This is a genomic window from Novosphingobium sp. 9U (assembly GCF_902506425.1).
Lineage (GTDB): Bacteria > Pseudomonadota > Alphaproteobacteria > Sphingomonadales > Sphingomonadaceae > Novosphingobium.
In genome coordinates this window covers 121,014-132,816 of record NZ_LR732504.1, presented here as the reverse complement: position 1 = coordinate 132,816, position 11,803 = coordinate 121,014, and the positions used below count along the sequence as shown (strand labels likewise).

The following is an 11,803-nucleotide window of genomic DNA, read 5'->3' as shown; positions in this document are numbered from 1 at the left end:
CGTCGGACGATTGGCGCCCTCCGCCGCGCTCTTCCTAAAAGGTCGTTAGCGTGCAAAGGCTTAAGAAGGCGTAGCTGCGGTGCCTGTGTCTGATGCGCAACGTTGCGACAAGGTTCGGGCCAGACTTTGCAAACAAGTCAGGCGCCTGTTGCCGCCGCGTTCAGCAGCCAGGTGCGGAAAAGCGCCATAGCCTGCGTATCCGCCCGCGATTGCAGGCGGGTGAGCCAGTAGCTCCCGGCCTCTATCGTGGTGGCGAACGGATGTACCAGGGTCCCCGCTCGCAAGTCGGCGGCGAACATCGCGGCGGGCGCCAGCGCGATCCCGAGGCCACGGCGTGCCGCGTCGACCATCAGCACCGAGCTGTCGAACACCGGGCCCCGCAGGGGCGGACAGGGCAGGTTGGCGGCCCTGAACCATGCCGGCCACTCCTCGCTTCGGTATGAGCGCAGCAGCAGCTCTCGGCCCAGCAGCGTGGGATCGGAGAGGCGTGTCGCGATCTCGGGCGTGCACAGTGGGGTGAGCGGTGCATTGAGGATCGGCTCCGCATGGGTTCCGTGCCAGGCGCCCCCGCCGAAGCGGATGGCCATGTCCAGGCCCTCGCCGGCGATGTCGACGCGGTTGTTGTTGGTGGAAAGGCGCAGGTCCACCTGCGGGCAGGCTCGCTCGAAGTCCCGAAGCCGCGTCAGCAGCCACCCGCTGGCGAATGTGCCCACGACGCCGAGCGACAGCACCTCACGTGGCTGGCCGGCTTCGATCCGGGCAAGCAGGCCGCCCACCCGGTCGAGCGCATCGGCGACCACCGGGAACAAGGCCCGGCCCTCGTCGGTGAGCGCCAGGCCACGCGGAAGGCGACGGAACAGCGCTGTTCGCAGCCTTGCCTCGAGCGCTGCGACCTGCTGGCTTACAGCGCCCTGGCTGACGCACAGCTCGGCGCCGGCGCGAGTGAACGACAGGTGCCGCGCGGCAGCTTCGAACGCGCGCAGGGCATTGAGCGGGATCTGCGCACGGTCCATCTCTCAATCCATAAGATCAGCTGATGGCTCAGTCGAGAATGAATGCTTTGTGCTGGTCGACAGGCGTGGCCAAGGTGCCGGCATCAAAGTCTTGGGAGCCGGAGCATGATCATGAAATGGGCGACAGCCATCAGTGTGGCTGCGATGAGCCTGGCGGCCACCGCACCTGCGGACGATCTCCTGCTGCGGCCGATCTCGCCCGAATACGCAAAGCGCTGGCTCGCTCCGCAAGTGCCGACGCGCTTATTCGGCAACACCTACCTCGTCGGTTTCGGTGGTCTCACGGTGGCGGTAATTCGCACCGATGCAGGGCTGATCCTGATCGATGGCGCCGTCCCGCAGGCCGTGCCACAGATCGAAGCCAACCTGCGCAAGGTGGGCCTGTCGATCCGCGACGTGAAGCTGATCCTCTCGACCGAGCCGCACTGGGATCATGCCGGCGGCCTGGCCGCACTGGCACGCGACAGCGGTGCGACGGTTCTGGCGGGCGCTCAGGCCGCGCCGGTGCTGCGCAACGGCGGCCGGGACGCCGCCGATCCGCAAGCGGCGGACCTCGCGACATTCCCGGCGGTGAAGACGGTGCGCGCGGTTCGCGATGGTGAGCGGATCCGTCTGGGGAACGTCACCGTGACCGCCGTCGCCACACCCGGCCATACGGAAGGTAGCACGAGCTGGCAGTGGCAAGCGTGCGAGGGGAAGGCCTGCGCCACCGTGCTCTTCGCCTCCAGCCTCAATCCGATCTCCTCGGACAGCTGGCGGTTCTCCGATCATCCCGAACGCGTCTCGATGTTCCGCCGCACATTCGCGCGCTTTCGCCAGCTGCCATGCGACATCCTGCTCAGCGCGCACCCGGACCAATCGGGCGGCGACCGCAAGCTTGCGGCCTTGCGTGCAGGAGCCAGGCCGAACCCGTTCCGCGATCCCGCGGCATGCAAGGCTTATGCGGACAAGCACGAGGCGCTTCTCGACAAGCGGCTGCGGGAGGAGGCCGGGCGGTGACCGACAAGGCCGCGCCCTCGGCTGGCATGCTTCGACAAGCTCGGCATAGGCGGTGGCGGGTGAGCGGCTGACTGCCTTTGTCTGCTCACCCTCAGGTTTACTCCCGCACCGCTTGGCCTGAGCCTGTCGAAGGCCGATGCGCTCTTACTTCCCCTGCGTCTTCAACCAAGCGGCGAGCTGCGCCCGCTGGGTCGGCCGATTGGCGAGGCGCTGCTTCAGGCCGGTCTGCGCCTGGATCACCGGCTTGGCCTCGTCCGCCGGCAGTCTGGCGGCATAGGCCTGCAGCTTGCCCATCATGGCGGGCTCGGTGCTCGCGGCCACCAGGCGGGCGATGAAGCGCGGGCGGCCGGCATGCTCGACCAGCTTGTCCACCTCGGCCTGATGCGAGCGCACGAAGTCGAACGCCAGTTCGGGATGCTCGCGCGACACCGACGTGATCATCTGCGAGCCGCTGGTTGCGTCGGGCGTGCCCGAGATCGCCAGCGCCAGCGTCTTGGTCGCGAGTGCCTCGTCGCGCGCGGCACCCAGGCTGCTGTAGTATAGCTGCCGATCGACGACACCGCTGGCCTTGGCTGCCTGCTGGCGGAGCAGCTCCCAATCCGACTCCGTGGCATTCGCCGCTGCGACATCGAGCCAGGTGCGCTTGAGCGGACCGTTGAGCGCGGCCGGGTTGGTGGCGAGGCCCTGCAACCTGCGCCGTGCCTCGGCGACGACCTTGGCATCGCCCGTTGCGCCCAGGGTGCGGATCAGCTGCGCGCGCAGCTTGGTGTCGGTCAGCGGCTCGCCGGCGACCGGGTCGAAGCCGAGTTTCTGCAGGCGCGGCGACCATGTGCGCGAGATCAATCCACCGAGCTGCTGCTGCGCCGTGCCCTTGTCGAGCAGGTCGTAGACCGTCTGCCACTGACCCACCACGTTGTCCGTCAGCGTCGCGTCGGCGGTGGCGGGCACGGCCGACAGCAGCGACAGGCCAGCGGCCATGTCCTGGTAGCCTGCCATGGAGAGCGAGAGGTTGTCGCGCAGCAGGCCATACTGATCGATCGGCGCTAGTTTGGCGAAGTTCGCGACCAGCTTCTGCAGCGAGGCGGTGTCGTAGAGCGTGCGATAGTAACCCAGCTGTCCGCTGTTCACGAGCACGGGCCCGCAGCCCGGTAGCACGACGCTGTCCGTCTTGGTGCTCATCAGGTGCCTCGCAGGCGTCGCATCGCCCACGCGCACCAGCAGCGGCAGCGGCCAGGTCGGCTTTTGCCCGCCACGGTCGGCGGGATCGAGCGAGAAGGCGTCTTGCGCCAGGCTGAGCCGGGTCTTGCCGCTCTGACACGTGATCGAACTGACGCGCAGCAGTGGCACGCCCGGGGTGCGGGTGAACGCCTCGGCGATCAAGTTTACGTCCTTGCCGCCCGCGCCTTCGATTGCCGCCCACAGGTCCTGACTTTGCGTGTTGGCGTAGGCGTGCTTCGCCATGTAGGCGCGAATGCCGGCGCGCCAGGTATCGGCACCGGCGTAGTCCTCGAGCATGGCGATCGTCGCCTGGCCCTTCTGGTACGTGATCGCGTCGAAGGCCTGCTCCATCTCCGACACGGTGCGGATCGTCTGCACGATCGGGTGGGTCGTCGGCAGCGCGTCGAGCGACATCGCCGCCTCGCGGCCGTCGATGGCGTTGAGGCGATAGTTCCACTCAGGGTGGAAGTGGTCGGTGATCTTGTCGGCCGCCCAGCTGGCGAAGCCTTCGTTCAGCCAGATGTCGTCCCACCAGGCCATCGTCACTAGGTCGCCGAACCACTGGTGTGCGGTCTCGTGCGCCTGGGTGCTGTAGATGTCCTGCATGCCTTCGGGGCTGGTGGTCGCGGGATCGAGCAGCAGGATGCGCTCGAAGGTCATGATCGCGCCCCAGTTCTCCATCGCCCCGAAGAACTGCGAGCTGCCGGGTGCGGCGATGTTGTCGAGCTTGGGCAGGGGGAACTTGACGCCGAAGTAGTCGTCGAACCACGGCAGGATCTGCGCCAGGCCATCGCGCGCGTACTCGGCCTGCGTGCCGCTGCCGGCGGGCGAGACGATGCCGACCTCGACCCCGTCAGCCGCCATCTTTGCCGCGCGCTCGAAGTCGCCGACACCGAAGAACAGCAGGTACGAGCTCATCTTGGGCGTGGTGGCGAAGGTCACGCGCTTGAGGTTGCCGGCAAGCTTCTCCTCGCGCGAGACCGGCATGTTGCTTAGCGCCATCTGGCCGGCGGGGACGACAGCGGAGAGGTCGAAGGTCGCCTTGTAGCTGGGCTCGTCGAAGCTGGGCACGAAGCGGCGTGCGTCGGGCGCCTCGAACTGGGTGAACAGCGCGCGCGTGTCCTTGCCGGTGCGCTTGTCGGGGTAGTCGAGCGCGAAGAGGCCCGAAGGCTGCGTGCCGATGGTGCCGGAGTACGCGATGTCGAGGCGATAAGTGCCCGGCTTGATCTGCGATGGCGCGTTAAAGCGCAGCTGCTGCGCCTTCTCGTCGGTCGAGGCGGTCAGCGCCGTTTTCTTGCCATCCTGGGCGACGAGCTGCGCCGAAGCGACCTTGAGGCCGTTGCCGTGCAACGTCAGGGCGTCCGTTGCCGTGAACACCACCAAGTCTACGGCGACCTTACCGTTGAAGCTCAATGCCTTGGCGTCCGGCGTGACTTCGATGCGGTAATGCGTGGGGCGGGCCGTGCGCGGCAGGTCGCTCGGTACCGTCTCGGGCAGCGCTGCAAGTGCGGGCGCCGGCGTGCTCGCGGGAGCGGCAAGCGCCGGCAGCGACACCGCCAGGGCGATCACGGCGGAAGCGGTGGCAAACGGACGGAAGGCTGAACGCATGTTCTAAGGTGCTCCACACACAGGAATTCTTGACGACTTGGGCCTTTGTCTAGCCCGAGCCGCCGGTCCGATCCAGTCCCGTGCCTGCTCGTCCTTTGTACGCGGTGGTGCTTATCCCCTGCATGCGCGCTATGCCCCATGCGATAACGAGCGAGAGGAGCCAGACCATGCCCGACGCCAGGGCCGCGACGACGTACAAGATCCTGCTGCCGATGAAGCGCAAGCCGGGCATGTCGGTCGAAGCTTTCCGTGAGTACTACGAGACGCACCACGCGCCGCTGGCCGCCAGGTCGTCGGGCATGCTCAGCCGCTACGTGCGGCGCTACCTGGACGCGCATCCGCACCCCGAGACCGGCGAGCCGGGGGAACTGCCCTACGATGTGATCACCGAGCTGTGGTTCGACGACGAGGCAACGTTCCGGGGCACGCTGGCCTATCTCACCAGTTCGCTGATGCCGCCCGAGATCGTCGCTGACGAGGAGCAGCTGTTCGACCGCTCCTCGTTCCGGATCCTGACAGTCGTCGAGCACGACACCGACCTCGATGCCGTTCGCGCGGCACTGAAATCCTGATCGAGAGCGAACCCATGAAGATCGGCGCTGCTTACCCCACCACCGAAGTCGCGGGCGATCCGCAGGCAATCCGCAAGTTCTGCAGCGCGGCCGAAGAACTCGGCTTTGCGCACATGATGGCCTACGACCACGTGGTGAAGTGCCCGCACGAAGGGCGCGAACCCAAGCTGACGGGACCTTATACCGACAAGGACAGCTTCCACGATCCGTTCACGCTGTTCAGCTTTGCAGCCGCCATCACCACGAACCTCGAGTTCGCGACGGGCGTGCTGGTCCTGCCGCAGCGCCAGACCGCGCTAGTCGCGCAGCAGGCGGCAGACGTCGATTTGTTCTCCGACAAGCGGCTGCGCCTGGGAATCGGGATCGGCTGGAACTACGTCGAGTACGAAGCGCTCGGCCAGGACTTCAAGACGCGGGCCAAGCGGATCGAGGAGCAGGTGGACCTGCTGCGCCAGCTGTGGACGACACCGGTGGTCGACTTCCAGGGCCGCTTCGACCGTATAGACCGCGCCGGTATCAACCCGCGCCCACACCGCGCGATCCCGCTGTGGCTCGGCGGGCACTCGGAACCGGCCTACGAGCGCGGGGCTCGCATCGGCGATGGCTTCGTCTTCGCCGCACCCGGGGAAGGGGCGGTGGAAGCGTGGAGCCGGGTGCGCCACCACTTGCGCGAGGCTGGCCGCGAGGAGGACGGCTTCGGTCGCGATCTCCTGGCGATCTTCGCGCGCAACCAGCAGGAGGCGGCCGACCACCTCAAGCTTTGGTGCGATGCGGGCGGCACCCACGGCACGGTTCAATCGATGAACAAGGGCCTTGGCAACGACATCGATGCGCACATCGACTACCTCGCCGAGGTCAAGCGGATGCTCGACGAGGGCTGACGTGAGGCGCTACTGCCCCACGAACGCCTGCGCGTAGGCGAACAGGCCCGGAGTGCCGCCCGTCATCACGTACAGCACGTCACGATTGGCCCAGGCGTCCGAACGTGCGCGCTCCAGGAAGCCGGCGAAGGCCTTGCCGCTGTAGACCGGGTCGAGCAGCAGGCCTTCGCTCCGCGCGAGCGTGCGGACGGCAGCGAGCATGGCTCCGGTGGGTATGCCATAGGCCTCGCCCCGCTGACTGCCGTCGACGATGATCGCTTGATCGGCGATCTGCCGCTCCGGATCGAGCAAGTGCAGCGCATCCTTTGCCAGCCGCCGGGTGTCGCTGAGCGCAGTGTGCAAGGGCGCCAGCACCGTGTATGAAAGCACACGCTCTGGCGCATCGTCGGCAGCGGCCAGTCCTGCGACCAGTCCGGCGTGAGTGCCCGAACTGCCGTTGGGTACCACGATTGTGTCGAACCGGACCTGCGATGTGGCTTCCCAGGCGATGATCTCGGCCGCGCTCGCTGCGTAGCCCAATGCACCCAGCGGCGACGATCCTCCATTACCGACAACATAGACCTTGTGGCCTTGCTCACGAAGCTCGTCGGCGCGAGCCTGGGCGGCGGCGACAGGGGCGGCGCCTGGAGACAAGCGATGGACGCGAGCTCCAAAGATTTGGTCGAGGAGCAGGTTGCCGTTGTTCCGATAATCTTGGTCGTGGCGCGGCACCACGTCGGCCAGCATCAGTTCGCAAGCCATGCCGGCCCGCGCCGCTGCAGCGGCGGATTGGCGCGCGTGGTTTGATTGCAGGCCGCCGGTGGTGATGAATGTGTCGCAGCCTTGTGCGAGCGCCTCGCCGATCAGGAACTCTAGCTTGCGCAGTTTGTTGCCGCCGCCGCCAACCTCCATCAGGTCGTCGCGCTTGACCCAGAGCCGGGCACCGCCGGCTTCGTCGCCCAGCACGGCCTCCAGGCGCGACAGGCGCTGGATCGGCGTCGGCCCCTCCAGGAGCGGGTAGCGCCCGTATTGGCTCAGTCGAGCGTTCAGGTCTTCCAGCATCCGATCCTCCGTGCGTCAGCCGTCGAACGCCCACAGCCGCTCGGAGCTGATCGCATCCAGCGTTCCGCAGCCGAGCTGCGCCATAGTCGCCTCCAGCTCGGTTCGCAGCAGGTGAATGGCGTGGGCGACACCGGCCATGCCGGCGACCGCCAGGGCATGCATCTGCGGACGGCCGAGCAGCACGGCCGAGGCGCCTAGCGCCAGCGCCTTGACCACATCGGAGCCGGTGCGCACGCCGCCGTCCATCAGCAGCGGCACGCGGGCCCCGGTCGCATCCGCGACAGCGCCGAGCATGTCGAGCGCGCTGGGCACGCCATCGAGCACGCGCCCGCCATGATTGGAAATGATCAGCCCATCGGCGCCGCATCCCACGGCTTGCGCTGCGTCACCGCCTAGCAGCATGCCCTTCACGAGCAGTGGCAGGCGCGTCTCGCTGCGCAGCCATTCCAGGTCTTCCCAGCGCGGCGCAGTGTCTGCCAGCGGCGTGCCCAGCACGATGCCGCCGCCAGGAACCGCGGTGTGCCGGATGCGGTGCATGCCCATCAGGTTCGCGGCCTCAACGCCGGCGGGAAGCGTGATGCCTGCAGGCTTGATCGCGGCATCCACGGTCAGCACGATCGCTTCGTAGCCGGACGCTTCCGCCCGCCGGACCAGTGCAAGCGAGTCCTGCCGATCGGGTTGTAGGTAGAGCTGAAACCACAGCGGCGGAGACGGTTTGCCGAGCGCTGCCGCGGCCTCTCTCCCAGCATCGGCGACCTGCTCCAGCGTCATGCTGGCGAGCGTGCTCACCACCATGCCGGTCTCCAGCGCGGCAGCGGCACGCACCACGGCGAGCTCGCCGTCTGGGTGCGCCAGGCGCTGGTACGCCATTGGTGCGAGCAGGAGGGGCGCGGCGTGGCGATGGCCGAACAGCGTCAGCCCCGTGCCGCCGCCACGCAAGTCGGCCAGCGCACGCGGCAGGAAGCCCCAGCGCGCGAAGGCCGCGCGGTTCTCCGCCAGGCTCCGCTCTGTTCCGGCGCCTTCCTGGATGTGGCGCCAGACTTTCGGTTCCAGATGTGCCTGCGCCGCCGTCTCGTAGTCCGCCAGAGTGGCGATGCCGGGCGGCACGCCGGGGTGCGGCGGCAGGGTCACGTCTGCGACCACTGGCGCAGGAGGTTGTGGTAGACTTGCGTCAGGGTATCGATCGAGGTGTGCTCGGGATGGTCGGTCGCGACTGACTGGATCGCGCCGTCGAGGTCGAACAGCAGCCGGCGCTGCTCTGCCGAAGCGACGAAGCTCTGCACCCAGAAGAACGCGGCATAGCGCACGCCGCGCGTCACCGGCGTGACGCGATGAAGGCTGCTGCCGGGGTAGACGATCAGGTGCCCGGCGGCCGGCTTGGCGCTGTGGGTGCCGAACATGTCCTCGATCACCAGCTCTCCGCCGTCGTAACCCGCGGGGTCGGAGAGGAACAGGGTGGCCGAGATGTCGGAACGCACGTGCTCGCCGGTGCCGGGCAGGGGAAAGATCGCATTGTCTACGTGCGCGCCGTACTGACCCTTGCCGGCATAGCGCGAGAAGCGGGGTGGCAGCACGCGCGCGGGCAGGGCGGCGGCGATGAACAGAGGGGTACGTGCGAGGCGGGCAAGCACCCTGTCCGCCAGCTCGCGCGCCAGCGGCAGGTCCAGCGCGAGCTGCTCGTTGTCCTTGACCCGCGCTGCCTGGTGCCCGGCAGTGGCGCGGCCATCGGACCACTCGGCAGCTTCCAGCGCGGCGCGCACCTCGCGCACTTCGGCAGGATCGAACAGCTCGGGGATCTCGATGACCATGTCGCCTCCCTTGTGCCGCCAAAAGCGAAGACCCGGCAAGCGCTTGTGATGAAGCGCCTGCCGGGTCCTGCGAGAGCGCCGTGGCTCAGTACTTGACGTTGACCGTCAGGATCGCGGTGCGGCCTGCGGCCTGGTTGGCGTAGTGCGCGGTGAAGGCCTTGTCGTAGTACAGCTTGTTGGCGACGTTCTGGACGTTGGCCTGGATCTGGACCGCATCGTTCAGCTTGAACGAGGCGTTCGCATCGAAGCGCCAGTAGCTGGGCACCATGCGGCCGATGACCTGGCTGGGGATCACGACCACGCCATTGCGGATGGTGCGTGCGCCCACTTCCTGGAAGCCGCCGTAGACCTTGCTCATGTAAATCGCGCCGCCGCCCACGGTGAACCTGTCGGTCACGTTGTAGTTGGTGAAGGCGGTGAAGCTGTGCTTGGGCGTGTTGGGGAACGGCTTGCCGGTGTTCACGGACGGGGCGAGCAGCGTACGCGACACTCCGGTGACGCTGTCGACAGCCGTGGTGGCGGTAAAGCCGCCGTCGCGAATCTTGGCGTCCATGTAGGTGTAGCCGCCAAAGACGCTCCACTCGGGCGTGATGTTGCCGTTGAAGCCGAACTCGATGCCCCGGATGCGGCGCTCGCCGATGAATTCGACGGTGTTGTTCGGACCGGTCGTGCGGGCATTCTTGGTGTCGGTCTGGAACGCGGCCAGGCTGAGTGACAGGCTCTCGTTGAACAGGTTGGCCTTGGCGCCGACTTCGTACGACTTCGTCTTCTCGATCTTGAGCTGGTCGGTCAGCTGCTGCGCAGTAAGGGGCGTCAGAACCACGCCGTTGACGGTGCTGCCGGAGGTACCAAGGGCGTTGCCCTCGGAGCCTTGCGCCAGGAAGGAGCCCGGAGGCGTCGCCGAGCTGGACGTCGAGACGTAGAGGCTGGTCTCCGGCGTCGGCTTGAAGACCAGGCCGGCCTGGTAGTTCCACAAGTCGTCGGTGCGCGATACCCAGGTCCGGGACACATTAGTCGAAGTGGCAGCAAGGCCGGGGCTAACTTCGACCTTGTAGTGGTCATAACGGCCGCCAAGGTTGAGCAGCAAGCTGTCGCTGATGGTGATCGTGTCGAACAGCGAGGCGCCGTAGCTCTCGATCTGGGTCAGCGTCCAGGTCTTGGGCTGGCTGCGCTCGATCCCGGCCAAGGTGTCGGAGCCGTCGGCGGCATAGCTGACCCATGGATCGTTCGGATTGGGATTGTCGACGCTAGTGCAGTTGAACCGGTTGATGTTCGTTGCCGAGCAACGGGGCGAGACCGTCGATCCAGTCGAGATCGCGGTGCCCGTCGCGGCATCGGAGACGTAGGTGCCGTTGGCCGCGTTCTCCCAAGCGAATTCGAGGCTAGCGGCGAAATTGTGCTTGAGGCCCAGGAACGTTTTTTCGCCGAACAGGTCGGTCTGGTTGATGAGCCCTTCGGCGAAGCTGTAGCGCGTGTTGGCACGGCGCCAGACCTGGTTGCCTGGCGCGGTGATCACGCCGGCTGCATTGCGCACGCCGTAGACGTTGCCCTGCTGGTCGTCGGGCTGGGTCCAGACGTAGCCCTGCGTGCTGTGGCCATAGCGCGAGGTGTTGCGGATGGTGACGCCGCCGTCGAACTCATGCTGGAAGCGCGCAGTCAGGTTGTCGACGTCGGTCTTGCGGAAGTCGCGGTCCTTGAGGCCGTAGAAGGCGTCACGCGGGCGGTTCACCTCGACGCCCGAGATCGTCGTGAAGTGGCGCGCGGGCGAGGTCTCGGTCACCCCGGCGGGGGCGTTGGTGCCGGTGTAGAGGTACGGGATGCCCGAGTCCGGCAGCTCGTTCGTGTGCAGGTGATAGTAGCCGATCGTCAGGCTGGTCGGACCATCGAGGCCGATCTTGACCGACGGGGCCACGCCCCAACGCTTGGAGAACAGCGCATCGCGGCCGGCGATGTCCTGATCGTGCCACATCGCCGCGACGCGCACGCCGACGAGGTCGTTCAGCGGCTGGTTCACGTCCAGCGTCGCGCGCTTGTAGTCGTCGGTTCCGATCGCGCCGCTTGCGGCGGCGAAGCGCTCGCCCGTGGGCATCTTGGAGACCAGGTTGATGCTGCCGCCGGCGCTGCCGCGGCCACCCATCGCGCTGTCCGAACCCTTGACCACCTCGATCTGCTCGACCGCGAAGATCTCGCGGCTCTGCGCGCCGATGTCGCGCACGCCATCGAGGTAAGTGCTCGCCTGGCTGTCGAAGCCGCGGATGAAGGGCCGGTCGCCCAGCGGGTTGCCGCCCTCGCCGGCGCCGAAAGTGACGCCGGGCACCGTGCGCAGTGCTTCGACGAGCGAAGCCGAGGCGGTGTCCTTGATGACCTGCGCGGGCACGACAGTGACAGAGCGCGGCGTGTTGACCAGCGGGGCGGTGAACTTGGGCGAGCTGGGCTTGTCGACCTTGTAGCTGCCTTCCTCGATCACGGTGTCAGTGACGGTCACGCCGCCGAGCGAGCGCTCGGGCGTTTCGGCCTGCTGTGCGTGGGCGGCGCCGGCAAAAGCGGGGGCGATGCACGAGAGCGCCAGGAAGGTACGGCGCGCGGCCGACGGCGACGGCTTGGATGACATGGATTTCCCCCTTCGAGGACATGACGTGTTTTTGATCTGAGCGCCCGATATT

9 protein-coding genes are annotated in these 11,803 nt (G+C 67.2%); 3 read left to right on the top strand and 6 right to left on the bottom strand.

The annotated features are described in order from the left end of the window. Nucleotides 1–137: 137 nt before the first annotated feature. The gene (locus tag GV044_RS17280; protein WP_159873167.1) at nucleotides 138–1,013 is read right to left on the bottom strand and encodes a LysR family transcriptional regulator; all 876 of its coding nucleotides are present in this window, start codon (nucleotides 1,011–1,013) and stop codon (nucleotides 138–140) included. Between the two features lie 105 nt (nucleotides 1,014–1,118). On the opposite strand from GV044_RS17280, the gene bla reads away from it, so the two are divergent. Next, on the top strand, nucleotides 1,119–2,012 hold the full coding sequence (bla, locus tag GV044_RS17275) for a subclass B3 metallo-beta-lactamase (RefSeq protein ID WP_159873165.1): 894 nt from the start codon (nucleotides 1,119–1,121) through the stop codon (nucleotides 2,010–2,012). Nucleotides 2,013–2,156: 144 nt separating this feature from the next. Here the strand turns inward: bla and GV044_RS17270 are convergent, their stop codons facing one another. Next, nucleotides 2,157–4,838 (bottom strand): M1 family metallopeptidase, encoded by a 2,682-nt coding sequence (locus GV044_RS17270; protein ID WP_236555058.1) that lies wholly within the window; start codon nucleotides 4,836–4,838, stop codon nucleotides 2,157–2,159. Between the two features lie 167 nt (nucleotides 4,839–5,005). Here GV044_RS17270 and GV044_RS17265 point away from each other — a divergent pair, with 167 nt between their 5' ends. Beyond that, nucleotides 5,006–5,410: an EthD domain-containing protein gene (locus tag GV044_RS17265; protein WP_159873163.1), complete on the top strand. Its 405-nt coding sequence runs from the start codon at nucleotides 5,006–5,008 to the stop codon at nucleotides 5,408–5,410. A gap of 14 nt (nucleotides 5,411–5,424) precedes the next feature. Then, nucleotides 5,425–6,291: an LLM class F420-dependent oxidoreductase gene (locus GV044_RS17260; protein WP_159873161.1), complete on the top strand. Its 867-nt coding sequence runs from the start codon at nucleotides 5,425–5,427 to the stop codon at nucleotides 6,289–6,291. A gap of 9 nt (nucleotides 6,292–6,300) precedes the next feature. On the opposite strand, the gene GV044_RS17255 is transcribed toward GV044_RS17260, so the two are convergent. The 4 genes from GV044_RS17255 to GV044_RS17240 form a co-directional block, all read right to left on the bottom strand. Continuing rightward, nucleotides 6,301–7,332, bottom strand: a complete 1,032-nt coding sequence (locus tag GV044_RS17255; protein ID WP_159873159.1) for a D-cysteine desulfhydrase family protein — start codon at nucleotides 7,330–7,332, stop codon at nucleotides 6,301–6,303. Between the two features lie 15 nt (nucleotides 7,333–7,347). After that, nucleotides 7,348–8,463, bottom strand: coding sequence for an alpha-hydroxy acid oxidase (locus GV044_RS17250; protein ID WP_236555057.1), 1,116 nt, complete (start codon nucleotides 8,461–8,463; stop codon nucleotides 7,348–7,350). Continuing rightward, entirely contained in the window at nucleotides 8,460–9,140 is a 681-nt protein-coding gene (locus GV044_RS17245; protein ID WP_159873155.1) for a Fe2+-dependent dioxygenase, read from the bottom strand. The genes GV044_RS17250 and GV044_RS17245 overlap by 4 nt, the downstream gene beginning before the upstream one ends. A gap of 85 nt (nucleotides 9,141–9,225) precedes the next feature. Further along, a complete protein-coding gene (locus GV044_RS17240; protein ID WP_159873154.1) occupies nucleotides 9,226–11,751 on the bottom strand; it encodes a TonB-dependent siderophore receptor in 2,526 nt (841 codons plus the stop codon). Nucleotides 11,752–11,803 lie beyond the last annotated feature (52 nt).